The following is a 26,967-nucleotide window of genomic DNA, read 5'->3' as shown; positions in this document are numbered from 1 at the left end:
GTCTGTGATATTATCTGGCGCCATATAATGAACACAATATTGGAGCGAAGGATGCGTGTTTTCGGGGTTAATAACAGCTCACAGTGGGGGGCAAACGTATGAAAGTCACGCTGCCTGATTTTCGTCGCGCCGGAGTATTAGTCGTTGGTGATGTGATGTTAGACCGCTACTGGTATGGGCCAACCAGCCGGATCTCACCGGAAGCGCCAGTTCCCGTGGTCAAAGTTGATACTATTGAGGAGCGCCCCGGTGGTGCGGCGAACGTCGCGATGAACATCGCCTCCCTTGGTGCCATCTCCCGCTTAGTGGGCTTGACCGGTATCGACGATGCCGCGCGCGCCCTGACCAGCAAGCTAAATGAAGTTCAGGTGCGCTGTGATTTTGTCTCGGTTCCCACGCACCCGACCATCACCAAATTACGGGTGCTTTCCCGCAACCAGCAGCTGATCCGCCTGGATTTTGAAGAGGGTTTTGATGGCGTTGATCCTCAGCCTATCTTTGAGCGCATTCAACAGGCGCTGCCACAGATTGGCGCGCTGGTGCTGTCCGATTACGCCAAAGGCGCATTGAACAGTGTACAGCCGATGATTCAATTGGCTCGTAAAGCGAAAGTTCCGGTACTGATCGATCCTAAAGGCAGCGATTTTGAGCGTTATCGCGGCGCAACCCTGCTGACACCTAATTTATCTGAATTTGAAGCGGTAGTGGGTCACTGCAAAAACGAGGAGGAGTTGGTCAGTCGAGGCATGAAGCTGGTGGCCGATTTTGAACTTTCCGCTCTGCTGGTGACGCGCTCGGAGCAAGGGATGACCTTGCTGCAACCGGGTAAACCGCCGTTACATTTGCCAACACAGGCGCAGGAAGTCTTCGATGTGACCGGTGCCGGTGATACCGTGATTGGCGTGTTGGCGGCGGCACTGGCGGCTGGAAACAGCCTCGAAGAGTCATGCTTCCTCGCGAATGCCGCAGCTGGCGTGGTGGTTGGTAAGTTGGGAACCTCAACGGTTTCGCCGATTGAGCTGGAGAATGCCATCCGTGGCCGGGCCGAAACCGGTTTTGGGGTGATGGATGAGCAACAACTGAAAAAAGCCGTGGCGCAGGCTCGCCAGCGTGGCGAGAAAGTGGTGATGACCAACGGCATTTTTGACATCCTCCACGCCGGCCATGTCTCGTATCTGGCTAATGCCCGCAAGCTGGGGGATCGCCTGATTGTCGCGGTGAACAGTGATGCCTCGACCAAGCGCTTGAAAGGCGAAAAACGCCCGGTTAACCCACTGGATCAGCGGATGATCGTATTAGGTGCGCTGGAAGCCGTGGATTGGGTGGTGCCGTTTGAAGAGGACACCCCGCAGCGCTTAATCGCTGATATTTTGCCGGACCTACTGGTGAAGGGCGGTGATTATAAGCCAGATGAGATCGCGGGCAGTGCCGAGGTTTGGGCCGCCGGTGGTGAAGTTAAGGTGCTGAATTTTGAGGATGGTGTCTCTACCACCAATATTATTCAATCCATCAAAAACGGTCGTGGTTAGGTTAGCGCCAAAAGGGTGCTGACAATATTAGCTGCATAGGATGTGAGTGGTGAGTGGACTAAAACAGGAGTTAAGTCTCGCACAGGGAGTCGGGTTGTTGTCCACTTCACTGCTGGGCACCGGCGTTTTTGCCGTGCCAGCACTGGCGGCCATGCTGGCGGGTGATGATAGCTTGTGGGCCTGGCCAATTTTGATTGTGCTGGTTTTTCCGATCGCGATCGCTTTTGCTGCTTTAGGCCGCCACTTCCCCAGTGCCGGTGGTGCTGCTCACTTCGTCACCCTGGCTTTCGGGCCGCAGTTGGGTAAAGTCACCGGCTGGCTATTTCTCTCGGTCATTCCCGTCGGTCTTCCTGCCGCCTTACAAATTGCCGCTGGCTTTTGGCAGGCGACCTTTGGTTGGCGCGATAGTGAACTGTTAATGGTGCAACTGGTGACCTTGCTGGTCATTTGGCTGTTAGGGACGCGCAGTGCGGGTTCCAGTGCCAATGTGCAGACCCTGATTGCGCTGCTGGTCATCGCGCTGGTGGTGGCTATTTGGTGGCAGGGAGATATTCGCCCATCACAGATACCTTGGCCATCGCCGCAAGATATTTCCCCGCCAAATATGTTCAGTGCGCTCGCCGTGATGTTTTGGTGCTTTGTCGGGCTGGAAGCTTTCGCGCATCTGGCGACAGAGTTTCGCCATCCCGAACGTGATTTCCCCCGAGCATTGATGGTGGGCCTACTGGTCGCGGGGGCGGTCTACTGGGGATGTACGGTAGCCGTGCTGCACTTCCATGCCTATGGCGAAGCGCAGGTCGCGGCAGCCTCGCTACCCAGAATTGTGGTGCAACTGTTCGGCGAACATGCGCTATGGATTGCTTGCATTATTGGCTATCTGGCCTGCTTTGCCAGCGTCAATATCTACACCCAGAGCTTTGCCCGCATGGTGTGGTCACAAGCTCAAGTGCGGCCACAAAGTAAGCTGGCGCAGCTTTCAGCTGGGCAAACCCCGGTTTATGCGCTGACGGCGGTGGTGGGCAGTTGTCTGGCATTTGCGCTGTTGATCTACTGGCTCTCTCTACCATTGGATTTACTGATTGTTTATGCCAACGGCATTTTCGTGCTGATCTATTTGCTCTGCATGTTGGCTGGGATTCGTTTATTGAGCGGGCGCTCGCGGGTGATGTCGGTGATTGGTAGTGTGCTGTGTTGTCTCTTGCTGGTGATGATTGGCTGGAAGAGTTTATACGCGCTACTGATGTTTGCTCTGCTATGGATATTGATATCCCGAATGCCAAGAGCGGTAATACCATCATAAATTTAGGGTGCTACATAAGCACCCTGATTATCAACGATAACGTTTTACTTATAATGATTTAATCAATCATTACTCGCCAGTCTGGTTATCGCTTTTTTTATCTTCAATTGCGGTTGGCGCGCTGTTGAATTTAGCTTCCAGCTCACCCATGCGTTGTTCCAGTAAAGCCAGTTTCTCTCTGGTGCGCAGCAGCACTTGAGTCTGCACATCGAACTCTTCACGATTAACCAAATCCAGTCGGGTTAACTGCGATTGCAGCACTAGCCGAATTTTCTTTTCGACGTCGTCCCCGAATTCGCGAATACCTTTCGGCATAGACTCATGCACCTGGCGGGCGATTTGTTCAATTTTTTTCGGGTCAATCATGATATTTCCCTAATTAGCTGTGTAGTGACTCCCCCTAGTGTAATGCCAGATGACAATTGTATAAACCTCCGCACATCTAGATTTTGGTAATTGCTCAGAAGAATCAATAGCGCTATAGTCATACACTTATTCTCAGGGCGGGGTGTAAGTCCCCACCGGCGGTAAATTGTGTTGTGGCGTGCTAACGTCATGGTGCAAAAGCCCGCGAGCGCTCACCTTGTTTCTCTTCTCAAAGAAAACAGGGTAGAGGTCAGCAGATCCGGTGTAATTCCGGGGCCGACGGTTATAGTCCGGATGGGAGAGATTAACGGTATCTGCTGAGTTTATGCACGTTTAGCTTTCAAGGTGTAGCCAACACACACATGCAACTTGAAAGCTGTCGGGTATAGCTCGCCTGCGTTATTTCGGCTATTTCTATCTCTAGATCAATGCATTTATAGATAAAAAACCGGCCAGTTACTCCTCAAGACCGCCCTGATTCTGGTAATCCATAATTTAATGAGGTTTTTTTTACCATGAATCAGACTCTTCTATCAGATTTTGGCACGCCTGTTGAGCGTGTAGAACGTGCTATCGACGCTCTGCGTAATGGCCGTGGCGTTATGGTGTTGGATGACGAAAACCGTGAAAACGAAGGCGATATTGTTTTTGCGGCACAAGCCATGACCGTTGAGCAAATGGCACTGACTATCCGGCACGGTAGCGGCATTGTGTGTCTGTGTATCACCGACGATCACCGCCAGCAGCTTGAGTTACCAATGATGGTGACCAACAACACCAGCCAGTTCCAAACTGGGTTTACCGTGACTATCGAAGCCGCTGAAGGCGTCACCACCGGCGTATCTGCGGCAGATCGCTTGACCACTATCCGCGCGGCAATTGCTGATAACGCAAAACCTAGCGACCTTAATCGCCCTGGTCATGTATTCCCACTGCGCGGCCAGCCCGGTGGTGTCTTATCCCGCCGTGGTCACACCGAAGCCTCTATCGATTTGGCAATACTGGCAGGTTACAAACCCGCTGCGGTATTGTGTGAACTGACCAATGACGATGGCAGCATGGCACATGCGCCAGAAGTGATTGAGTTTGCTAAGTTGCATAATATGCCGGTTGTGACGATTGAAGATCTGGTGGCGTATCGCCAGTCTCACTAACAGAGAGCCAATATTATTAAATATTAGCTGCTAATTCTGAGTGTTAAACGCCGGGTAGCCTCTAGTTTTCTGAATAGATCGCGGCCCGGTTATTTCCCATCGCCATAGAATGCCATTACTGCTTCTCCCCCTCTGATTTCCCCTTCAAAATTATTGAATATCTTCATCACTGTTATCCGGCTGTGTAATGAAAAAAAAGCGCGTAATGTGTTGCTTATGTTTTAAGCGCAGATAATTTTAAGCGCCACTCTTCTTCTTAACAGTAAGGATTTTCTATGAACACGCCTCGTATGCCTGCACTGTTTCTCGGCCACGGTAGCCCGATGAACGTGCTGGAAGAGAACAGTCACACCCAAGCATGGCGTGCGTTAGGTGAGACATTGCCGCGCCCTAAGGCAATTTTGGCGGTTTCCGCCCACTGGTATACCCGTGGGACGGCGGTGACGGCCATGGCGAAACCTCGCACTATCCATGATTTTGGCGGCTTCCCGCAGGCGCTGTTCGATACTGAGTATCCTGCACCGGGTTCGCCTGCGCTTGCCGCACAAATTCAAGAGTTGTTGGCACCTATCGCCGTGCGGGCGGATACCAGTGAGTGGGGGTTGGACCATGGCAGCTGGGGGGTATTGATTAAAATGTACCCTGAGGCTGATATTCCTGTGGTGCAACTGAGTATTGATGGCACCCAACCGGCAGAGTATCACTATGAATTAGGCCGCAAATTAGCGGTGCTGCGGGAGCAGGGGGTGATGATTGTCGCCAGCGGTAATGTGGTACACAACTTGCGTATGGTGAGATGGCAAGGAGATAGCACTCCGTATCCATGGGCCGAATCTTTCAATCAGTTCGTGCGGGATAACCTGAATTATCAGGGCGATAACCACCCATTGGTTAACTTTATGCAGCATGAAGGGGCGGCGTTGTCTAACCCATCACCTGAGCACTATCTACCGCTGCTGTATGTGCTGGGGGGCTGGGATGGCAAAGCGCCAATTTCGATCCCAACGGATGGAATTGAGATGGGGTCGTTGAGTATGCTGTCAGTGCTGGTTAACTAGCCCAGAGTGTAAGCATTAGAATATAAACAAGGGGAGGCATATTACCTTCCCTTGCGGTTAATGACAAAGTCGTCTGAGCGGAGAGAACGGGCAGATCGTAAAGATGCCGTAAAATCATTCCTGATGGCTCGAACCGTGCCATTCGTGGCGCGGAGGCTTTACTCTTCTACCTGTCCTCACCTTTTGAGATCGAGTCGTCGAGGTTTGTCAGCAGTCTGAAGGGAAGGTAGATTACCTTCCTTTATGAATGAGCGTTTAACCCAAAATAATATGTGGGTAGAAACGCGATAGATCTTGAGTGATCAGCTCACGATCTTCACGTAAACCAATACCACATGGTTGATCATTTACCAGCCAGCTACCAATCAGTGTGTAGCTATCCCCGAATTTAGGCAACGGATGGAATTGTTGAACAATCATGCCCTCCTCGCCGTATGGCCCGTCAACCCGCGCCACCTCTTTGCCATTTTCCACTATCTGAATATTGGCACCTTCCCGCGAGAATAGCGGCTTGGTGACATAGTGATCCATCGCAGGATGATCATCTTCCGCAAAGTAAGCAGGCAACAGATTTGGGTGATTCGGGAACATTTCCCACAGCAATGGCAGCAAAGCTTTATTGGAGATAATGCTCTTCCAGGCGGGTTCCAACCAGCGCACGCCAGCATCTTCCAGTTTGGTAGAGAACATTTCGCGGAACATAAATTCCCACGGGTAGAGCTTGAACAGATTACTGATCACTTGGTTATCGAGATCAGTAAATTGCCCTTTCTCCCCTAAGCCGATCTCTTCCATAAACATGAATTCAGTCGGCAGCCCCGCTTCCAGTGCGCAATCTTGCAGATATTGCACCGTGCCACGATCCTCTTCGCTGTCCTGACAGCAGGCCAGATGCAGCAAGCTAAAACCATGGTTATCATGCAGATCAACAAAACGCTCGATCAGCTTCTCTTGCATGCTGTTGTATTGGTCAGAATCCTGACTCAAATTGCCTGCATTGATCTGATCTTCCAACCATAACCATTGGAAAAAGGCGGCTTCATACAGTGAGGTTGGGGTATCGGCATTGTTCTCCAGCAGTTTTGCTGGATTGACGCCATCATAGGCCAGATCAAGGCGAGAGTAGAGTGAGGGCTGATGGGTTCGCCAGGAGCTACGAACAAAATCCCAGCAATGTTTTGGAATGCGGAATTTCGCCATCAGTTGATCGCTATTGACCACTTTTTCAACCACTTGCAGGCACATTTGATGTAACTCTGCGGTGGTCTCTTCCAGCTCTTCAATTTGCGCTAAGGTGAATTCGTAATAGGCATCTTCACACCAGTACGGCTCGCCATACATGGTGTGGAAACGAAAACCAAATTCGGTGGCTTTTTCACGCCAGTCTGGGCGCTCGCTAATTGCTAAACGTTTCATTAATCAGACCTTAGCCACCCATGCTACGCGTGCTGGTTTTGGATGATGTTGCGGCGCTACGTTGCATAGTGGACTGCTTAGCCACCGACTCGCCAAAACCGCCACGGGTGATGGTATTGGTCACGGCTGGCTTCGGCGCCATTGCGGTGCGCGGTACTGTCATGGTGCGGCCTGTAGTGGCGGAACCAAAGTTTTTACCGGTGGCATCAACAAATTTGCCGTTAGCGGGGCTATTTGCTGCTTTAGAGGTGAATAGTGGCTGGCTTGCGCCGCCGCCCATCATCCGACCCATCATATAACCGGCCATTAATGGCATCCACATACCGCCGCTCTGTTGCGGTGCGGCGGCGGTGGTTTGTTCAGTTGAAGATGACGATGTTGGCACCATGCCCGCTTGTGCCGGGGCCTGAGTACACTGTGACTCACCAAATTCTGCTATGCAGTCTTCGCGGGTGGCATACTTCGGTGCTGTTTTTGCCGCTTCCTGCAAGGCAGTGTTGTAAGCAGTGGTACATTCAGCGCTCTTGGACGGGTTTGCCGCAGAGCAGTCATCAGCATTTTGGTACAAAGAGACAGTTTCGTCAGTTTTTTCGCAGCCGGCCAGCATAAATACGGCACTGACAGCAAAAGCTACTGGCGCAAGGCGATAACTGCGCCAGGATTTACGGAAAGTCTCTTGATTGATGTTTTGAGTCCGTTTCATCATTATTTGTCTCATTTCCGGGCGTTCAATGCCCTTTCCCAGTAAGAACCCTAAGGATAGGGGAAACGTGTATAAAATTAAAGCGTGAGGGGCGGTCAGCGGCAGACTTTACAAAGCTATACGAACTGTTGCGAGTTGCTTCGCTTTTTTCATTGACGAAAAATGCTTGGTCATTAAAGGGGAGGCAGGAAATAAGCCGGGCGCAGCCTGATGCTGCGCCCGGAGAGCCGAACCGGTAAAAATCAGTTACGGAATGGATTGCCGTTACGTGCAGGTGCGGTGGTTGAAGGCTGGCTTACTGGTGTCACACGCGGTGCTGCCTGAGTGTTAGTGCCATCAGCATAAGTATTCTGGTTAGCATTATCTGGTGCCAGAGCGGTTGCTGAAGTTGGAACTGGTTTATCCAGTACCCCGTTCAACTCCATCAGATCATTCATGTTCAGTGTACCCAGTGCTGACTGGATATTTAACTGATTAATCAGATAGTTATAACGAGCGTCAGCGAGCTGTTGCTTGGACTGATACAAGTTAGTTGTGGCAGTCAACACATCCAGAATCGTACGAGTACCGACCTGATAGCCCGCTTCCATTGCATCCAATGAGCTTTGGTTAGAAATGACCACTTGCTCATAAGCTTTAATGCTGCTGATAGAGGCGGAGATATTGTTGAATGAGGAGCGGACAGTTTGCACCACACTACGGTGGGCGCTCTCTAACTGCTCACTGGCTCCCACGAAATTGTACTGCGCTTGTTTCACCGCAGAATTGGTGGCCCCGCCGCTATACAGTGGCAGGCTCAGTTGCACGCCAATTTGGTTCTGGCCGGCATCATTATTGACTTGCTGAGTGCTTGGTGTGCCGCCGCTGTAACGGGTATTGGTTACAGACGATGATGCCGTCAAATCGATGGTTGGCATATAGCCGGTTTCTGCCGATTTAATTTGCTCACGGGCCAAATCTTGACTCAAACGGGCAGAAAGTAACGAAAGGTTACGTTTCTCAGCATCTTTCAACAGGTTAGCAACGGCCTCTGGGCGCTTTGTCTTCAAGCGATCAACATTCAGTGAGGCTAATTCTGGGTAATAAACCCCAGTAATCTGGCGCAGATTTTCCAGCGCATTATCCAGATTATTACGCGCCGTTACTTCATCTGCTAATACGGTATCATAGCTGGCTCGGGCGTTCTGCACATCGGTGATTGCGACTAAACCCACATTAAAACGCTGGGTGGTTTGATCTAACTGACGATAGACCGACTGTTTCTGTGCTTCAGTATAAGAGAGGCTATCAATCGCTCTAAGCACATTGAAATAGGCTGTTGCTGTGTTCAGGATCAATGCTTGTTCGTTGGTTTGGAACGTTACATCCTGAATACCTGCCGCTTTTTCCTGCAAGGTCAGAGCACGCCATTTAGACATATCAAAAATGGTTTGAGTCAGTTGCAAAGAGCCTGAAGTGGCGTTGCTATCCGGGTTGCTAGAGGCATCGCGGAAACCATTGGTATGGCTATAACCCGCACCTAAACCGAGCTGTGGTAACAGCGGGCTGCGAGCTTCATTAATTTTTTCATATGCGGCATCACGGTCAGCAGCCGATTTGCGTAAATCCGGGTTACTATCCCTGGCTTGCTTATAAACTTGCAGCAAGTTCTCTGCCTGGCTCATGGTACTGAAACCAGCCAGACTCAGCCCGATAAGAAGGGGGAGCAGTTTCTTCATTTGCAGTCCTTGTTGTGCAGCAGTTGTGCAGCAATATTACTATGGTAGCTGTCGATAGACGAGTTGTTGCCGATTCTATCAGAGTCTGCCAATGGAATAAGGTGGCTGATTGTGCCATCTCGCCTTAATTTACTTAAATCTATCACAAAGCTAAAAGTGTGTTCAGACAACTAATCTGTATCGCGCCATCTTTGTCAAATAATCTTTATCAAAGTCTCTTTTTAAACCGCTAATCTTAGTAAGGAAATAAGTCTATGTCATCAGCACAACCCTCACCGGTGACCTTCGACAAGAGCGATGTGGAAATTATTGCACGTGAAACTCTGTACAGTGGTTTTTTTTCATTGAATTTATACCGTTTTCGCCACCGTCTGTTTAATGGTGAAATGAGTGGTGAAGTTAAGCGCGAGATTTTTGAGCGCGGTCATGCCGCCGTGTTATTACCTTATGATCCGGTGCGCGATGAGGTGGTGCTGGTGGAGCAATTGCGCATTGCAGCCATTGACAGCAGCCCATCGCCTTGGTTATTAGAGATGGTCGCCGGAATGATTGAAGAGGGCGAAACCGTCGAGGGAGTGGCGCGTCGCGAAGCGGAGGAGGAGGCGGGAATTCATATTGGTCGCTGCAAGCCGGTGCTCAGTTATTTAGCCAGCCCGGGTGGCACCAGTGAGCGCCTATCCATTATGGTGGGTGAAGTGGATGCGACGACGGCGAGCGGTATTCATGGTTTGGCCGACGAAAATGAAGATATCCGAGTGCATGTTGTCAGCCGTGAACAGGCTTGTCGTTGGGTGGAAGAGGGTGCTATTGATAACGCAGCCTCAATCATTGCATTACAATGGCTGGCGTTGCACCACTTATCGCTAAGAGCAGAATGGCAGCCGTAAAGAGAAAGCGAGCATAATAATGATAAAACGCTACACACCTGATTTCCCTGAAATGATGCGGTTATGCGAAACTAACTTCGCACAATTGCGCCGTTTGATACCACGGGTCGATGAAGTGGGCGAAAATGTTGCTTATCAGGTTAATGGTGTCAGTTATCGGCTGACAATAATTGAGTCTACCCGCTACACTTCGGTGGTAGAGATTGTGCAAACTGAGCCTGCCGTCAGTCAATGGGGTCTACCGTCGATGGTGGTCAGGCTTTATCATGATGCACAGGTCGCGGAAGTGTGTGCTAGTCAGCAGATCTCCCGCTTCAAAGCAAGCTATGATTATCCGAATAAAAAGTTGCATCAGCGGGACGAAAAGCATCAAATTAACCAGTTTCTTGCCGACTGGTTGCGCTACTGTTTGGCGCATGGAGCGGTGGCAGTTCCGGTTTATTAGACAGACTTATAGCCTTGCCTACCGAGGATCAAAATCGGGTTGGTCAAGGTGCAAAAACAAGGACACCATTTGGAAAGCCTGTTTAAACTGCCTATGGCGAGTGGGGCCAAGGTCAGAATTTTACAAATAACAGATACCCACCTATTCGCTGGTGAACATGAGACCTTACTGGGTGTCAATACTTCCCACAGTTATCGCGCTGTGTTGGATGCGATTATTGCTGAGCAGCACCCATTTGATCTTATTGTTGCCACTGGTGATTTGGCTCAAGACCACTCTGTTGCTGCCTATCAAAATTTTGCGAAGGGCATCGCCCGTTTGCCCGCACCTTGCTTATGGCTACCCGGCAATCATGATTTTCAACCGGCGATGGTTGATGCACTGGCTGATGCGGGTATAGCACCTTCAAAGCAAGTTTTGGTGGGGGATAACTGGCAAATTCTATTATTGGATAGTCAGGTCTTTGGTGTTCCTTATGGTGAGTTGAGCGACTATCAACTGGAGTGGATGGAGCGCTGTCTGGAGGCATATCCAGCGCGCTATACACTGATTTTATTGCATCATCATCCAATGCCATCGGGCTGTACCTGGCTTGATCAGCACAGCTTGCGTAATGCGCATATGTTGGCGGCGACTCTTACCCGCTATCCGCGGGTGACCACCTTATTGTGCGGCCATATCCATCAGGATTTGGATCTCGATTGGTATGGTAAGCGCCTGCTAGCCAGCCCATCGACCTGTGTGCAGTTCAAACCTCACTGTACTAATTTCACCCTTGATACTGTGGCTCCGGGATGGCGCTACCTCGATTTACTGCCTAATGGAGTACTTGAAACTGAGGTTCGCCGGTTAGCCAGTGATGAGTTCTGCCCGGACATGGACGCGGACGGTTATTGATGAGCACGCTTCTATACATTCATGGATTTAATAGTTCTCCCAGTTCGGCGAAAGCAACCACCTTTAAAAACTGGCTGCAGCAACACCATCCTGATATTGAGATGCTAACCCCACAACTGCCACCTTATCCCGCAGAAGCCGCAGAGATGCTAGAAAGCATTGTGATGGATAAAGCTGGGCAGCCTATTGGCATTGTTGGCTCTTCTCTTGGCGGCTATTTTGCCACCTGGCTTTCCCAGCGCTTTAGCATTCCGGCGGTGGTGGTTAACCCCGCGGTGCGGCCATTCGAGCTGCTCAGTGATTACCTGGGTGAAAATGAGAACCCCTACACCGGGCAACAATATGTGTTAGAGTCTCGACATATTTATGACCTGAAGGCCATGCAGATTGAAAAGTTGGAATCGCCGGATTTACTCTGGTTATTGCAACAAACCGGGGACGAAATCCTCGATTACCGTCAAGCGGTGGCCTATTACACCCCTTGTCGGCAAACAGTAGAATCAGGTGGGAATCATGCCTTTATTGGTTTTGATCACTTTTTCTCCCCGATTGTCACGTTTTTAGGGCTAGCGACTGCCTAAAGCTTCCATCCATTAGCCGAATATTAATCAAACCATGACTGAATCCAGCTATAACGCTGATGCCATTGAAGTACTCAGCGGTTTAGAACCAGTGCGTCGTCGTCCGGGAATGTACACGGATACCACGCGGCCAAACCACCTTGGTCAAGAGGTGATTGATAACAGCGTCGATGAAGCGCTGGCGGGTCATGCCCGTCGCATTGATGTCATTCTGCACGCCGACCAATCATTGGAAGTTATCGATGATGGCCGTGGGATGCCGGTCGATATCCATCCTGAAGAGGGTGTTCCTGCGGTTGAGCTGATTTTGTGTCGCTTACATGCCGGCGGTAAATTCTCCAATAAAAACTATCAGTTCTCTGGTGGTTTGCACGGTGTAGGTATTTCCGTTGTGAATGCCTTATCCAAGCGAGTTGAAGTGACGGTGCGCCGCGATGGGCAAATTTACAGCATCGCCTTCGAAAATGGCGACAAAGTGCAGGATTTGCAGGTCATCGGCACCTGTGGCAAGCGCAATACCGGGACTAGCGTGCATTTTTGGCCGGATGTCTCGTTCTTCGACAGTCCACGTTTCTCGGTTTCCCGCCTATCCCATTTGCTGAAAGCCAAGGCGGTGTTGTGTCCCGGCGTGGAGATCGTCTTTAAAGATCTGGTGAATAACACCGAGCAGCGGTGGTGCTATGCCGATGGCTTGACTGACTACCTGATGGAGGCGGTTGATGGCTTGATTACCCTGCCAGAAGCGCCGTTTGTCGGCTCTTTTGCTGGCGATACCGAAGCTATTGATTGGGCGCTGCTGTGGCTACCTGAAGGTGGCGAACTACTGACCGAAAGCTACGTCAACCTGATACCAACGATGCAAGGCGGTACTCACGTCAATGGGTTGCGTCAGGGCTTGCTTGATGCGATGCGTGATTTCTGCGAATACCGCAATATTCTGCCGCGCGGTGTCAAACTCTCGGCAGACGACATCTGGGAGCGCTGTGCTTACGTGTTGTCAGTGAAAATGCAGGACCCACAATTTGCCGGCCAGACGAAAGAGCGACTCTCCTCACGTCAGTGCGCGGCCTTTGTATCCGGCGTGGTCAAAGATGCTTTCAGCTTGTGGCTGAATCAAAACGTGCAGGCGGCAGAACAGCTGGCTGAACTGGCGATCTCCAGTGCTCAGCGCCGGATGCGTGCGGCGAAAAAAGTGGTGCGTAAGAAACTGACCAGTGGCCCCGCCTTACCCGGCAAGCTGGCGGACTGTACGTCGCAGGACTTGAGCATGACCGAGCTGTTTTTGGTGGAAGGGGATTCCGCAGGTGGCTCGGCCAAACAGGCCCGTGATCGTGAATATCAGGCCATCATGCCGCTAAAAGGCAAGATCCTGAACACCTGGGAGGTGTCGTCAGATGAAGTGCTGGCTTCGCAGGAAGTGCACGATATCTCAGTGGCGATTGGTATCGATCCCGACAGCGAAGATTTGAGCCAACTCCGTTACGGTAAAATTTGTATCCTCGCGGATGCGGACTCCGATGGTTTGCATATTGCTACTTTGCTCTGTGCACTGTTTGTGCGCCACTTCCGTGCATTAGTGCGCAATGGCCACGTTTATGTGGCGATGCCGCCACTGTATCGCATCGATTTGGGTAAAGAGGTGTTCTACGCCTTGGATGAAGAAGAGAAAGCCGGCGTGCTGGAACAACTAAAACGTAAACGCGGCAAACCTAATGTTCAGCGCTTCAAAGGCTTGGGTGAAATGAATCCGTTGCAGTTGCGTGAAACCACCCTTGATCCAAATACCCGTCGTTTGGTCCAATTGACCATTGACGATGATGATATTGATAAGACGATGGCAATGATGGATATGTTGCTGGCGAAGAAGCGCTCCGAAGATCGCCGCAATTGGCTGCAAGAGAAAGGGGATACGGCTGAAATCGAGGTGTGATTGATGATGGGGCAAAATCGATGAAAGTGACGTTAGAGGAGTTGCAGGCGTTTACCTCGGTGGTCGACTGCGGCTCGATTACGGCAGCCGCAGAGCAGCGCAGCCAAACCACCTCCGGTATCAGTCGGGCCTTGAGTCGGTTGGAGAAAAAGCTGGCGACTACGCTACTGCGTCGCACCACGCGGCGGCTGGAACTGACTGAAGAGGGCGAGTTGTTCCTCAGTCATGCGCGGCAGATTATCGGCGCGGTAGATGATGCCGAAGAGCAGATTGCCCTGCGGCGGTTAAAACCGGCGGGGCGGCTGCGGGTGAATGCGGCTGCACCTTTTATGCAGCACGTCATTGTGCCAATGATCACCGGTTTTCGGGCGCTCTATCCACAAATCAATCTCGAGCTAAATACCGACGATCTTAATATCGATTTACTTGAGCAGCGCACCGATATTGCCATCCGTATCGGCACGTTGCGCGACTCGACGATCCATGCGCGCTTGCTCGGTGCCAGTCGGGTGCGAATCCTTGCCAGCCCAGATTATCTCCAGCGCCACGGCACCCCACAGAGTATTGATGAGTTGGCGAACCACAGTCTGCTGGGCTTTACTCAGCCAGAATCCCTGAATCAGTGGTCGCTGCCCCATTTGCCGGCAGGGCGTGGGTCAATCATCCCCAATCTCGCCGCATCCAGTGGTGAAACGCTGCGCTTATTGGCCTTGCAGGGGGAAGGGATCGTTGAATTATCTGATTTTATGACCCGCGAGGATCAACTGGCGGGGCGCTTAGTTGAGGTGATGGCCGACCAAATTTTGGAAACCTGGCAGCCCATCAATGCCGTTTATTATCGCAATACACAACTTGCCGCGCGGATAACCTGCTTTCTGGACTATGTCAGTGAGCAGATTAAGTTGCGGGGGAGTAGTTGGCTGCGGGATGGCGGCTAACACAGCTGCAACTTCAAGTAAGAAGGCTAAGCGTTATCGAGGATGTGAATATTCACATCCAACACATCATCCTTGATTCTTTCACGATGCTGCTGCATATGTTCCATCTGCAAATGTAATTCCAAATGGTGAACGCTCTGCCACTTTTCCAGCATAAAAATGGAGTCTGGCGATTTTTTCTGCCAGTCGAGCTGGGTGGGCACGTCACTCATCGGTCGATAGCCGCTACAACCCTTCTCAGCCAACACCGCAGGTAACAGCGTCCCGGTTTGACTTTTATTTCTGCAAAAACAGTAATCATTGCTGCCCCAAATTGCGTTACGGTGTGAAATTAAGCGGTCTGACCGTTAAAATGTGCGGCTAAATGCTGACGGTAACGGCTAATATCACCTTCGATATCAGGCTGCTTTATCACGTCATTACACATAAATGTCGGCAATGGTTCCATGCCAAGGAATTGATTTGCTTTATGAAAATGCAGATAAACACCATCAACACCGACACCCTCGAAGAACTGGGTAGGATCAGTAAAGGCTTCAACTGGAGCATTCCAGGTCACTGAAAGCATGTAAGTTTTACCCTGAATTAAACCGCCAGAACCGTAGCCTTTAGTGGCATCGGAGCGGGTACGGCCATCACTTTGATACAAACGGCCATGACCAAAGGTAAAGACTTCATCAATATATTTTTTCAAAATCCATGGCTCGCCCATCCACCAGGCTGGCATTTGGTAAATAACGGTATCAGCCCACAGATAATTTTCAATTTCACTTTCAATATCATAGCCTTGGTCAACTGTGGTGATTTTAACCTGATGACCGCTTTCCTGTAGAAATTCGGTAGCGACGTTAGTGAGAGTGAGATTAAGTGCGCCGGTGGAGTGCGCAAATTCTTTCATTGCGTTAATAATTAATACGTTACTCATTGATATAATCCTTGTAAAGCGGGGGCTTGTTTACATCTTGTTAGTTGCACAAGAGAGTAGCCAAGCCGGAATACTGAGTATGCTAACGGTTACCACGCCAGAGAAAAATGCGCAGTAGTGCACAACACTCTTGCTCAGCAAGCAACAAAAGGGATGGATTAAGGATGATTAGTACCTTTTTGGTTGTTTGCAGAAGCCGAAATTTGCCCTGCTCAGAGGGAAAGATCGAGATTCTCTGTGGGTTGTGACAGTCACCCCGCAGATGAGGTACTATCGCGGGCAGAAATCGACAATAAACTTGCGGTGCCGATCCGCTGACGCCCAGTGATCGCCATTCCAGAGTCTGAGGATATTTGAGTAATGAGTGATTTGACTCATGACGGTGCAGAGCGCTTACCGCTGCACACCTTTACTGAAAACGCCTATCTGAACTACTCCATGTACGTCATCATGGATCGGGCGTTGCCATTTATCGGCGATGGTTTGAAACCAGTGCAACGGCGCATCGTCTACGCGATGTCTGAACTGGGGCTGAGCAATAGCGCTAAATTCAAGAAATCCGCCCGTACCGTGGGTGACGTACTGGGTAAATATCATCCCCATGGCGACAGTGCTTGCTATGAAGCCATGGTACTGATGGCGCAGCCATTCTCTTACCGCTACCCGCTGGTGGATGGGCAAGGGAACTGGGGGGCGCCGGATGATCCTAAGTCGTTTGCGGCGATGCGTTACACCGAATCCCGCTTGTCCAAATATGCCGAAGTGCTGCTGGGTGAGTTAGGCCAAGGTACGGTTGACTGGGTGCCAAACTTTGATGGCACCATGCAGGAGCCGAAAATGCTGCCGGCGCGCCTGCCGAATATTCTGCTCAACGGCACCACCGGTATTGCCGTGGGGATGGCAACTGATATTCCGCCACATAATGTGCGCGAAATTGCTCAGGCGGTGATTGCGCTGATTGATAAACCTGCGACCTCGCTCGAAGAGTTGCTGGAATTTGTGCAAGGGCCTGATTTCCCGACGGAAGCCGAGATCATTACGCCACGTAATGAGATTCGTAAAATTTACGAAAATGGCCGCGGTTCTGTTCGTATGCGCGCCTTGTGGAAGAAAGAGGATGGTAGTGCAGTCATTACTGCGTTACCGCATCAAGTTTCCGGTGCCAAGGTGCTGGAGCAGATTGCCAGCCAGATGCGCGCCAAGAAATTACCGATGGTTGAGGATTTACGTGATGAATCTGACCACGAAAACCCTACTCGGTTGGTGATTGTTCCCCGTACCAATCGTGTCGATCTGGATCAGGTGATGAACCATCTGTTTGCCACCACGGATCTGGAAAGAAGCTATCGAATCAACATGAATATGATCGGCCTGGATCATCGCCCGACAGTAAAAGGGCTGCTAGAGATCCTCACCGAGTGGCTGGTATTCCGCCGCCAAACCGTCCGTAACCGCTTGAATTACCGTCTGGAAAAGGTTCTGAAGCGGCTGCATATTTTGGAAGGCTTATTAATTGCCTTCCTGAATATCGATGAAGTTATTCATATCATCCGCACTGAAGATGAGCCAAAGCCGCTGTTGATGCAGCACTTTGCCATTTCTGAAACGCAGGCTGAAGCGATCCTCGAACTGAAACTTCGCCATTTGGCCAAGCTGGAAGAGGTGAAGATTCGCGGCGAACAAGATGAATTAGCCAAAGAACGTGATCAGTTACAAGCATTGCTGGCATCAGAGCGCAAGCTTAATACTATGATAAAGAAAGAGATTCAGGCGGACGCAGCGGCTTATGGCGATGACCGTCGCTCCCCGTTGACTGAACGTGCTGAAGCTAAGGCCATGAGTGATCATGACATCGTGCCTTCTGAGCCAGTGACCATTGTGCTGTCTGAAATGGGCTGGGTGCGCAGTGCGAAAGGCCATGATATCGACCCGAGTGGATTAAGCTATAAAGCGGGTGATAGCTTCCGTGCCGCAGCACGGGGCATGAGTAACCAACCGGTAGTGTTTATTGACTCAACCGGTCGCAGCTATGCGTTAGATCCACTGACGTTGCCATCTGCGCGTGGCCAAGGAGAGCCGCTGACCGGTAAACTGACGCCACCACCAGGGGCGACCATCGAACAGGTATTGATGGCACCAGATGACCAAAAATTATTAATGGCATCGGATGCGGGCTATGGTTTCGTCTGTACTTTCAATGACTTGGTTGCCAAGAACCGCGCCGGTAAAACGATGATTACGTTGCCGGAAAATGCCAAGGCCCTGCCGCCATTAGAGATTTATGGCCCGGATGACATGCTGTTATCCATCACGGCTGCTGGGCGTATGTTGATGTTCCCAGTCGCCGATTTACCTGAGTTATCAAAAGGTAAGGGTAACAAAATCGTCTCAATCCCTAGCGCGCAAGCCGCAGCAGGCGAAGATCGTTTGGCATGGCTGTTTGTTTTACCGCCTCAAACCTCTGTGACACTTCACTTTGGTAAACGTAAGTTAACTTTGCGGCCTGAAGATTTGCAGAAATTCCGCGCCGAACGTGGGCGGAAAGGCTCACCACTGCCTCGCGGCTTGCAACGCATTGATCGTGTTGAGATTGATGCGCCAGCACGAGTGATACCAACAGATAGCGAAGCTTAATATTCAGCATCGTTGGCGTTTTTAGGTTGGCATCCACCGTAAATGTAACGGATGGTGCGCGCATTTTGCGCGCGCTGTCGCGTAACATAATGATGGCAAGCAATCAGCGCGGTTTTTTGTGGTTAAGCCGTTATACTAGCGTCGATTAGGTCTCTAAGAGTCAGTGTTTAAGAGGGTGTTATGCTATTAATTTTGCGCACGGTACTGGCCGTTTTCTATTGTGTTCTGGTGTGTGTGTTTGGTTCGATTTATTGCCTATTTAGGCCGCGAAATCCGCGTAATCTCGCGACCTTCGCCCATCTGTTTGGTCGGATGTCAGTGCTGTTTGGCATTACGGTTGAGCAACGCATTCCTAAAGAAGCGGCCAGCTACGGCACCTGTATCTATATTGCCAACCATCAAAATAATTACGATATGGTCACCATGTCGAATGTGGTTCAGTCTGGTACAGTCACTGTGGGCAAAAAGAGCCTGCTGTGGGTGCCATTATTTGGGCCACTATACTGGCTGACCGGTAACTTGCTTATCGATCGCGATAACCGCGCTAAAGCGCATGGCACTATTGCTCAAGTGGTCGAGCAGGTGAAAAAAAGAGATGTCTCTATCTGGATGTTCCCAGAGGGCACCCGTAGCCGTGGTCGTGGTTTGTTGCCATTTAAGACCGGTGCTTTTCATGCAGCGATTGCCGCTGGTGTGCCGATTGTGCCAATTTGTGTCTCCAGCACGAATCATATCAACTTAAATCGTTGGTCAAATGGCAAAGTCATCGTAGAGATCATGCCGCCTGTGGATACCACCGGCTATGGCAAAGAGCGGGTGCGCGAGTTGTCTGAGCACTGCCGCAATCTGATGTTGGCTAAAATTGAGCAACTCGACGCAGAAATTGCCCAAGAGGCGCAACAGACCGCGACTGAAAAATAATCATTAGCTGCCAGGGGCAGGTTATTGTGCGCTGGTTGTTATGATTGGCGTCAGTCTTAATTGAAGCGGATTTTGGTTGAAGCGAATTTTAGTTGAAGTAAAGTTTTGGATTTTCATTTAAGCGACTCTAGTCGTGAGCGTTTTGCCGTGCTTCAGCGTTATTCGCAGTCAGGCAAAATTTTGCAGTAGATTTGATTGTGGTTTTCACGGAGAAGATATGTCACTCAGTCGTCGCCAGTTCATTCAGGCTACGGGCTTAGCGCTAGGTGCTGGTTCGTTGCCATTGAGGGCACAGGCTAATAGTACCCAACAACCCTCGCTACCTGTTCCACCCTTACTGGAGTCCCGCCGCGGTCAACCGCTGTTTTTGACCTTACAGCGGGCGCACTGGGCATTTAGTGGTGGTCAGAAAGCTGCCGTATGGGGGGTTAACGGCATGTATTTGGGGCCAACAGTCAGGGTTTTTAGCGGCGATGACGTCAAACTCATTTACAGCAACCGCTTGACTGAGCCGGTATCCATGACGATCAGCGGCCTGCAAGTCCCCGGTACGCTGATGGGCGGTGCGGCGCGCATGATTTCGCCTGGTGCTGATTGGTCTCCGGTATTGCCGGTACGCCAGCCGGCAGCGACTTGTTGGTATCATGCCAATACCCCTAACCGCATGGCACCGCACGTTTATAATGGGTTGGCCGGTATGTGGTTGGTGGAAGATGAAATCAGCAAAGCGATGCCTTTGCCGAACCATTACGGCGTTGATGATTTCCCGATTATTATTCAGGACAAGCGGCTGGATAACTTTGGCGTGCCGGAATATAACCCGCCCGCTAAAGGTGGCTTCGTCGGTGATACGCTGCTGGTGAACGGGGTACAAAGTCCGTTTGTTGAAGTTTCTCGTGGTTGGGTGCGGTTACGTTTGCTCAACGCCTCCAACTCCCGCTGCTATACCCTGCAACTTAGCGATGGTCGCCCGCTACATGTTGTCGCGAGTGACCAAGGGTTCCTCCCCTCTCCGGTGGCAGTGCAGCAACTCTCGCTTGCCCCCGGTGAGCGGCGTGAAGTGGTCATTGATATGTCGCAGGGCAGTGAAGTTTCCATCACGGCGGGTGATTCTGCCGGAATTATGGATCGCCTGCGTGGCTTATTTGAGCCATCGAGTATTTTGATTTCCACATTGGTTTTGACCTTAAAGCCCACGGGTTTGCTGCCGTTAGTCACCGATAATCTGCCAATGCGTTTGCTTGCTGATCAGATTCTTGATGGCAATGTGATTCGTTCCCGTGAGTTCCGTTTGGGGGATTCCCTGCCAGGAATCAATGGTGCAATTTGGGATATGAGCCGGGTTGATGCGCAGGCGCAGCAAGGTACTTGGGAGCGTTGGACGTTACATGCAGATATGCCGCAAGCATTTCATATCCAAGGCGTTTCTTTCTTGGTGAAGAGTGTTAATGGCGCGCCGGCGATGGCTGAGGATCGCGGTTGGAAGGATACAGTATGGGTCGATGGTGATGTGGAGCTACTGGTCTACTTCAATCAGGTTTCCTCGCAGCACTTCCCATTCTTGTTCCACAGCCAGACGCTAGAAATGGCGGATCGCGGCTCGGCGGGGCAGTTGGTGACGGTGGCAGCCCCAACAGTGGGTTAATGGTGATCCGGTTCGGTTGAGGCATTTAAGCTAGCAGAGAGGCATTTAAGCCAAGGTGAGCATAAATCTCATGTCAATCGAACCAATCACCCCCATTATTAACGCCACTTAATCCCTAAAACTCATCCCAAAACTAGCAATATCCTTCCTCTTCTCATGGATAAATGCGTATAATCGCCGCCCGGTGATGATTTCTTAACCCGAACCACCTCAACTTGCCCAATTCAAAGAGTGTTGCCATGAGTACCAGCCTGATCCAACCAGAGCGTGACCTGTTTTCTTATCAGCCATATTGGGCTGAATGCTATGGCACTGCGCCATTCTTGCCGATGTCACGGGAGGAGATGGACATATTGGGCTGGGACAGCTGCGATATCATTGTTATCACTGGCGATGCCTATGTTGACCATCCAAGCTTTGGTATGGCGATTATTGGCCGCATGTTGGAGGCCCAAGGCTTCCGTGTGGGGATTATTGCCCAGCCGGATTGGACTAATAAAAATGACTTTATGCGCCTTGGTGAGCCAAATCTGTTTTTCGGTGTGACCGCCGGGAATATGGACTCGATGATCAACCGCTATACCGCTGACCGAAAATTGCGTCACGACGATGCCTATACCCCCGATAACCAAAGTGGTAAACGACCAGATCGCGCCACATTGGTGTATAGCCAGCGCTGCAAAGAGGCCTATAGCCACGTGCCGGTATTACTCGGTGGGATCGAGGCCAGTCTGCGGCGCATTGCCCACTACGATTATTGGTCGGACACGGTTCGCCGTTCGGTGATCGTGGATGCGAAAGCGGATATGTTGGTTTACGGTAATGGCGAGCGGCCATTGGTTGAAGTTGCACATCGTCTGGCGGCGGGTGAGAAAATTGCCGATATTCAGGATGTGCGTAACACGGTAGTGATGCGCAAAACGGCGCTACCGGGCTGGAGCGGGGTGGACTCTACCCGTCTGGATAGCCCTGGGCGCATTGAAGCCATCCCCAACCCCTATGGCGAAGATCTACCCTGTGCAACCAATGATATCCCTGAGCCAGAGGCGAAACCTATTACGGTACGCGCCGCTAAACCCAAACCATGGGAAAAGACCTATGTCTTACTGCCTTCTTACGAAAAAGTGAAGGCAGACAAAGTGTTATATGCCCACACCTCGCGGATTTTGCATCATGAAACCAATCCCGGTTGTGCGCGGGCTTTGATGCAAAAACATGGTGACCGCTACATCTGGATTAACCCGCCGGCGATCCCGCTCAGTACGGAAGAGATGGACAGCGTTTTTGCGCTGCCTTACCAGCGCGTGCCGCACCCTGTTTATGGCAAATCACCGATCCCAGCCTATGACATGATCCGCTTCTCAATCAATATCATGCGCGGTTGCTATGGCGGCTGTTCATTCTGCTCTATCACCGAGCATGAAGGGCGCATAATTCAGAGCCGTTCAGAAGATTCTATTATTCGTGAAATCGAAGAGATTCGCGACAAAGTCCCTGGTTTTACCGGCATTATTTCAGATCTTGGTGGCCCGACAGCCAATATGTACATGCTGCGCTGCCAATCACCGCGCGCCGAGCAAACATGCCGCCGTGCCTCTTGTGTTTACCCTGAAATCTGCCAGCACATGGACACTAACCATGAACCGACGATCTCCCTGTATCGACGAGCGCGTGATTTGAAGGGGATTAAAAAGATCCTGATAGCCTCCGGGGTACGTTACGATTTGGCAGTCGAAGATCCGCGTTATATCAAAGAGTTAGCCAGCCACCATGTGGGCGGCTATTTGAAAATTGCCCCGGAACACACAGAGGAAGGCCCACTTTCCAAAATGATGAAACCGGGAATGGGCAGCTATCAGCGCTTTAAAGAGCTATTTGATACCTACTCTAAGCAGGCGGGTAAAGAGCAGTATCTGATCCCTTATTTCATCTCCGCCCATCCGGGGACTGAGGATAAGGATATGGTTAATCTGGCGTTATGGCTGAAGAAAAACCGCTTCCGTTTGGATCAGGTGCAGAACTTCTATCCCTCGCCGCTGGCGAACTCTACCACCATGTATTACACCGGTAAAAACCCGCTGTCGAAGGTAGATTATAAGAGTGAGGAGGTGGTGGTGCCGAAAGGCGATCGTCAGCGGCGGTTGCATAAAGCATTACTACGCTATCATGATCCGGCCAACTGGCCGATGATTCGCGACGCATTGGCCGATATGGGGTTGCAGCATCTGATTGGTAGCCGTCGTGAATGTTTGGTGCCGGCAGCGACAATAGAAGAGCAGCGCGAAGCACGCCGCGCGTTGCGCCATCATACGCCAGCGTTGACCAAGCACACCTCAATTACCCGCCAGCGCCAGCCCGGTAGTCGAACTCAGGCCGTGCCAGCGGGTAAGAGGCCGCAGTCAGCCAATAGCCCGGCCGCGTCTAAGTCATCAGGCAGCAAAATCGGCGGCAACAGAGCGCCGCTGAATAAGCCGTCGGGCACCAGCAAAGGTAAAAGCAAGCCTCATTAAGCTGAAAAGTTCTTAAATCAGCGGTCAGACCCGAAAACATCCGGGTCTGGCCCCAATCGTTTACCGCTATCTAGCTTCGAAATTGCCGTCAGTTCATCTTTGTGCAGCTTAAAATCAAACACCTCAAAATTCTCTCTGATACGCGCTGGCGTTACCGATTTAGGGATAACGATTAGCCCGCAATCAAGGTGCCAACGGATCACTATCTGAGCCGCTGTTTTGTTGTATTTTTGCGCGAGCTGGCGGATAACGGGTTGATCGAAAACACCTTCGCCACCTTGTGCCAAGGGGCTCCAGGATTCGGTCGCAATATGGTGGGTAGCATTCCAGGCATGTAACTGGCGCTGCTGTAACAGCGGATGCAGCTCAATCTGATTGAGGGTCGGGGCAACCCCGGTTTCATCAATCAACCGTTGCAGGTGAGGGATATTGAAGTTACAGACGCCGATGCTGCGAACTAAACCTTGCTCTTTCAAGGTGATAAGCTCACGCCAGGCACTGACATAACGATCCTGCGCGGGATCAGGCCAGTGAATCAGATAGAGATCCACGTAGTCGAGCTGAAGTTTTTCCAGGCTCTCTTCCAGCCCCTGCTTTGGGTAGCGCTGGCCGTCATTCCACAATTTGGTGGTAATAAATAGCTCTTCGCGGGCGACGCCTGCCGTTTTTAGCGCGTGACCAACACCCACTTCATTCTTATAAATAGCCGCAGTATCGACTAACCGATAGCCCACCTCTAGCGCCTTACTGACTGCCAGCTGTGTCTCTTCAATGCTCGCCTGCCAAACACCAAGGCCAAGCTGTGGCATCAGGTTTCCATCGTGCAATTTGATAATGGGTTGCGTCGCCATGTTTATCTCCTTAGCTTACAAACTGGGCTGTTCCAGCCCTGTGACCGATAGTGTAAGTTTAGCTGTGATCATCATATTTATTAGCTTGATTGGTATTTATCGCGTGTGGGAACCATCAAAGGTGAACAGGTCTATCGTCGGCACTGACCTGCCAATGAGATAGGGGTAGCGTGATGTGTGGCAATAATCCAAAGCCTAGCAGTAAATAAATATAACGCCCACTATAATAGATGAAAGTAGTGGAGTGCTGCCTTCAGTCATGACATAGAGCCAGCGATTGCCGACTCTATGACACCTAATTATTAGACCGCAGCTTCGTAGATACGTTTACTATCCGCTAGTGTGATATCACCGTGTTCACCAAGTTGGGTCATGCCGTGCTCTTCCAATTTTTTGATTAAATCGGGAATAGAGCTGCCATCCAGTTTGTAGGCGGACAGGCGAGTCGCGACCCCCATGCTTTCAAAGAAATGACGAGTCGCTTCAATGGCGGCATCGATGCGCTGCTCTTCACTCCCTTCACGCAGGCCCCAGACGCGTTCAGCATATTGCAGCAGTTTGGCGCGTTTTTGTTCTTTCTTGGCAACCAGCAGTGCAGGTAGTACCACCGCCAGTGTTTGTGCATGGTCAAGACCATGGCGCGCTGTCAGTTCGTGACCCAGCATGTGTGTTGCCCAGTCTTGCGGGACACCGGCCCCAATCAGGCCATTTAATGCCATGGTGGCGCTCCACATAATATTGGCGCGCACGTTGTAATTCTCTGGGTCAGTCAATGCTTTCGGGCCATCTTCAATCAGAGTTAAGAGCAGCCCTTCCGCGAAGCGATCTTGCACTTTCGCATCAACCGGATAGGTCAAATATTGCTCAATGGTATGCACAAATGCATCGACAACACCATTCGCCACCTGACGTGGCGGCAGGCTGTAAGTAACAACCGGGTCCAGCACCGCAAACAGCGGTTGGACATGCGGGGAGAAGAAGTGTTGCTTATCACCAGTGCTGCGGCGGCTGATCACCGCGCCACTGTTGGTTTCAGAGCCGGTGGCAGGTAAGGTCAGCACGGAACCCATTGGCAGCGCTTCAGTGATATCGCTACCTGTGGTTTCCAGAATGTGCCATGGATCTTGTGGATAGTTAACAGCGGCAGCGATGAACTTGGTGCCATCCAATACTGAACCACCGCCGACTGCCAGCAGGAAGTTGATTTTTTCTGCCCGAATAAGCTCGACCGCCTTCATCAGGGTTTCATAGGTTGGGTTAGGTTCGATACCGCCAAACTCAAGGAAATCAAAGCCTTTCAGTGCGTTATGGACTTGGTCCAACACGCCATTTTGCTTAATACTGCCGCCACCGTAGGTGATTAAAATGCGGGCATCAGCGGGGATCTCTTTGCTCAGTTGCGCTATCTGGCCAGTACCGAACAGCACTTTAGTCGGGGTGTGGAGGGTGAAGTTTTGCATTATTTTTATTCCATCGTTATTAATGACATTGGTAGCCATTGTCGGCAACTTAGCACCATATCTCAATGCACATTTCTGCCTTGCTCTTGCCTATTTCTCCAAAGCACTGTAGAAAACTCGGTAAATACAGCACAATTTATGTCAGATCGTTTCCGATGATAGATTGCTCTAGATAACAGAAACAGGTGAACTCACCATGGTAGAGGTTAATGATATTCAGGTGCTGCTGGCGAAGAAGATTAGCCATCTGGCTCAGGGCAATGGCTTAACCCCCTCAGCTGTGCCACGGGTGAAAATTTTATACTCCACCACCCATCAGCCGCGCACCCCGGTAATGTACACCCCCAGTGTGGTGATTATATTTCAGGGGCATAAAGTGGGTTATTTGGGCAGTAAGGTCTTTCGTTATGACCCGAAAAACTACCTGATTCTAACGGTGCCACTGCCGTTTGAATGTGAAACCTTCGCCAGCCCAGAGATACCACTGGCAGGGATTTCGATTCATATAGACAGCCAAATGCTACAGGATTTACTTATCGATATAGGTGATGACGAGCTAGATAAACCCTTCGGCAATAGTTCGGGGGTTAATTCGTCTGCGCTGACTGATGAAATGTTGTGTGCCACCGAGCGATTGCTGGATGTGATGTCCAAACCCCGTGATGCCAGAGTGCTTGGCCCGCAAATTGTGCGTGAGATTCTCTACTATGTGCTCTGTGGGCAGTGCGGCGGGGCTTTGCAGGCGCTGGTTAACCGCCATGGGCACTTCAATCAGATCACCAAAACATTGCGACGGATTGAGCATCAATTTGCGGATAACTTGAATGTCGAGCAGCTAGCGGCCGATGTGAACATGAGTGTTTCGGCGTTTCATCACAACTTTAAAGCGGTGACCAACACCTCTCCGCTGCAATATCTGAAATCTTACCGGCTGCATCGGGCGCGGATGATGATGTTGCACGACGGCCTAAAGGCCAGTACCGCCGCAAACAGGGTGGGATATGAGAGCGCGTCACAGTTCAGCCGTGAATTTAAGCGCTATTTCGGCCATACCCCGAGCGAAGAGGTCGCCAAACTGCGCGCTAACTGATGTTGACAG

At 50.9% G+C, this 26,967-nt stretch carries 22 protein-coding genes, 1 pseudogene and 1 riboswitch; of the genes and pseudogenes, 15 read left to right on the top strand and 8 right to left on the bottom strand.

Annotated features, from left to right (window positions below; genetic code table 11):
- Positions 1 to 98 precede the first annotated feature (98 nt).
- Complete coding sequence (gene hldE, locus HRK25_RS03340) at positions 99 to 1,529, top strand: bifunctional D-glycero-beta-D-manno-heptose-7-phosphate kinase/D-glycero-beta-D-manno-heptose 1-phosphate adenylyltransferase HldE (protein ID WP_005271071.1); 1,431 nt, start codon at positions 99 to 101, stop codon at positions 1,527 to 1,529.
- 49 nt (positions 1,530 to 1,578) lie between these two features.
- Positions 1,579 to 2,829 carry an L-methionine/branched-chain amino acid transporter gene (gene yjeH / locus HRK25_RS03335; RefSeq protein ID WP_032896508.1) on the top strand — a complete coding sequence of 417 codons (1,251 nt, stop codon included), beginning with the start codon at positions 1,579 to 1,581 and terminating at the stop codon, positions 2,827 to 2,829.
- Positions 2,830 to 2,898: 69 nt separating this feature from the next.
- Here the strand turns inward: yjeH and ubiK are convergent, their stop codons facing one another.
- On the bottom strand, positions 2,899 to 3,195 hold the full coding sequence (gene ubiK, locus HRK25_RS03330) for a ubiquinone biosynthesis accessory factor UbiK (RefSeq protein ID WP_005271074.1): 297 nt from the start codon (positions 3,193 to 3,195) through the stop codon (positions 2,899 to 2,901).
- 124 nt (positions 3,196 to 3,319) lie between these two features.
- Positions 3,320 to 3,505, top strand: a riboswitch (FMN riboswitch).
- A gap of 205 nt (positions 3,506 to 3,710) precedes the next feature.
- On the opposite strand from ubiK, the gene ribB reads away from it, so the two are divergent.
- Positions 3,711 to 4,349: a 3,4-dihydroxy-2-butanone-4-phosphate synthase gene (ribB, locus tag HRK25_RS03325; RefSeq protein ID WP_005271075.1), complete on the top strand. Its 639-nt coding sequence runs from the start codon at positions 3,711 to 3,713 to the stop codon at positions 4,347 to 4,349.
- 275 nt (positions 4,350 to 4,624) lie between these two features.
- Positions 4,625 to 5,407, top strand: coding sequence for a 4,5-DOPA-extradiol-dioxygenase (gene ygiD, locus HRK25_RS03320; protein ID WP_032896510.1), 783 nt, complete (start codon positions 4,625 to 4,627; stop codon positions 5,405 to 5,407).
- Between the two features lie 255 nt (positions 5,408 to 5,662).
- On the opposite strand, the gene HRK25_RS03315 is transcribed toward ygiD, so the two are convergent.
- From HRK25_RS03315 to tolC, 3 genes are all read right to left on the bottom strand, one after another.
- Positions 5,663 to 6,823: a glutathionylspermidine synthase family protein gene (locus HRK25_RS03315; RefSeq protein WP_005271079.1), complete on the bottom strand. Its 1,161-nt coding sequence runs from the start codon at positions 6,821 to 6,823 to the stop codon at positions 5,663 to 5,665.
- 10 nt (positions 6,824 to 6,833) lie between these two features.
- Positions 6,834 to 7,526 (bottom strand): DUF1190 family protein, encoded by a 693-nt coding sequence (locus tag HRK25_RS03310; protein WP_032896565.1) that lies wholly within the window; start codon positions 7,524 to 7,526, stop codon positions 6,834 to 6,836.
- 242 nt (positions 7,527 to 7,768) lie between these two features.
- Entirely contained in the window at positions 7,769 to 9,244 is a 1,476-nt protein-coding gene (gene tolC / locus HRK25_RS03305; RefSeq protein WP_005271084.1) for an outer membrane channel protein TolC, read from the bottom strand.
- Between the two features lie 254 nt (positions 9,245 to 9,498).
- On the opposite strand from tolC, the gene nudF reads away from it, so the two are divergent.
- The 6 genes from nudF (at position 9,499) to HRK25_RS03275 (ending at position 14,922) form a co-directional block, all read left to right on the top strand.
- Complete coding sequence (gene nudF, locus HRK25_RS03300; RefSeq protein ID WP_005271087.1) at positions 9,499 to 10,131, top strand: ADP-ribose diphosphatase; 633 nt, start codon at positions 9,499 to 9,501, stop codon at positions 10,129 to 10,131.
- 19 nt (positions 10,132 to 10,150) lie between these two features.
- The gene (locus HRK25_RS03295) at positions 10,151 to 10,576 is read left to right on the top strand and encodes a DUF1249 family protein (RefSeq protein ID WP_005271089.1); all 426 of its coding nucleotides are present in this window, start codon (positions 10,151 to 10,153) and stop codon (positions 10,574 to 10,576) included.
- A 69-nt stretch (positions 10,577 to 10,645) separates the two neighbouring features.
- Positions 10,646 to 11,473, top strand: coding sequence for a 3',5'-cyclic-AMP phosphodiesterase (cpdA, locus tag HRK25_RS03290; protein WP_032896513.1), 828 nt, complete (start codon positions 10,646 to 10,648; stop codon positions 11,471 to 11,473).
- Positions 11,473 to 12,054, top strand: coding sequence for an esterase YqiA (yqiA, locus tag HRK25_RS03285; protein WP_032896516.1), 582 nt, complete (start codon positions 11,473 to 11,475; stop codon positions 12,052 to 12,054). Before cpdA ends, yqiA begins: the two co-directional genes overlap by 1 nt.
- Positions 12,055 to 12,088: 34 nt before the next feature.
- Positions 12,089 to 13,984: a DNA topoisomerase IV subunit B gene (parE, locus tag HRK25_RS03280; protein WP_005271094.1), complete on the top strand. Its 1,896-nt coding sequence runs from the start codon at positions 12,089 to 12,091 to the stop codon at positions 13,982 to 13,984.
- Between the two features lie 20 nt (positions 13,985 to 14,004).
- Positions 14,005 to 14,922, top strand: a complete 918-nt coding sequence (locus HRK25_RS03275) for a LysR substrate-binding domain-containing protein (RefSeq protein ID WP_005271101.1) — start codon at positions 14,005 to 14,007, stop codon at positions 14,920 to 14,922.
- Positions 14,923 to 14,948: 26 nt separating this feature from the next.
- Here HRK25_RS03275 and HRK25_RS03270 read toward each other — a convergent pair.
- Positions 14,949 to 15,223: pseudogene (locus HRK25_RS03270) on the bottom strand (putative quinol monooxygenase).
- Between the two features lie 30 nt (positions 15,224 to 15,253).
- Positions 15,254 to 15,847, bottom strand: a complete 594-nt coding sequence (locus HRK25_RS03265) for an NAD(P)H-dependent oxidoreductase (RefSeq protein ID WP_005271116.1) — start codon at positions 15,845 to 15,847, stop codon at positions 15,254 to 15,256.
- Positions 15,848 to 16,207: 360 nt separating this feature from the next.
- On the opposite strand from HRK25_RS03265, the gene parC reads away from it, so the two are divergent.
- The 4 genes from parC (at position 16,208) to HRK25_RS03245 (ending at position 23,557) form a co-directional block, all read left to right on the top strand.
- Complete coding sequence (gene parC, locus HRK25_RS03260; protein WP_005271119.1) at positions 16,208 to 18,481, top strand: DNA topoisomerase IV subunit A; 2,274 nt, start codon at positions 16,208 to 16,210, stop codon at positions 18,479 to 18,481.
- Positions 18,482 to 18,661: 180 nt separating this feature from the next.
- The gene (locus HRK25_RS03255) at positions 18,662 to 19,402 is read left to right on the top strand and encodes a 1-acylglycerol-3-phosphate O-acyltransferase (RefSeq protein WP_005271127.1); all 741 of its coding nucleotides are present in this window, start codon (positions 18,662 to 18,664) and stop codon (positions 19,400 to 19,402) included.
- A 217-nt stretch (positions 19,403 to 19,619) separates the two neighbouring features.
- Positions 19,620 to 21,047: a cell division protein FtsP gene (gene ftsP / locus HRK25_RS03250; RefSeq protein ID WP_005271129.1), complete on the top strand. Its 1,428-nt coding sequence runs from the start codon at positions 19,620 to 19,622 to the stop codon at positions 21,045 to 21,047.
- 239 nt (positions 21,048 to 21,286) lie between these two features.
- Positions 21,287 to 23,557 carry a YgiQ family radical SAM protein gene (locus HRK25_RS03245; protein ID WP_005271131.1) on the top strand — a complete coding sequence of 757 codons (2,271 nt, stop codon included), beginning with the start codon at positions 21,287 to 21,289 and terminating at the stop codon, positions 23,555 to 23,557.
- Between the two features lie 17 nt (positions 23,558 to 23,574).
- Here the strand turns inward: HRK25_RS03245 and dkgA are convergent, their stop codons facing one another.
- A complete protein-coding gene (gene dkgA / locus HRK25_RS03240; RefSeq protein WP_005271133.1) occupies positions 23,575 to 24,408 on the bottom strand; it encodes a 2,5-didehydrogluconate reductase DkgA in 834 nt (277 codons plus the stop codon).
- A gap of 302 nt (positions 24,409 to 24,710) precedes the next feature.
- Complete coding sequence (gene yqhD, locus HRK25_RS03235; RefSeq protein WP_032896518.1) at positions 24,711 to 25,868, bottom strand: alcohol dehydrogenase; 1,158 nt, start codon at positions 25,866 to 25,868, stop codon at positions 24,711 to 24,713.
- 196 nt (positions 25,869 to 26,064) lie between these two features.
- Between yqhD and HRK25_RS03230 the strand changes: the two genes are divergently transcribed.
- Positions 26,065 to 26,958, top strand: coding sequence for an AraC family transcriptional regulator (locus HRK25_RS03230; RefSeq protein WP_005271138.1), 894 nt, complete (start codon positions 26,065 to 26,067; stop codon positions 26,956 to 26,958).
- Positions 26,959 to 26,967 lie beyond the last annotated feature (9 nt).

The sequence above is a fragment of the Yersinia bercovieri ATCC 43970 genome (assembly GCF_013282745.1).
GTDB classification, from domain to species: domain Bacteria; phylum Pseudomonadota; class Gammaproteobacteria; order Enterobacterales; family Enterobacteriaceae; genus Yersinia; species Yersinia bercovieri.
This window is presented reverse-complemented; position numbering and strand designations above follow the sequence as displayed.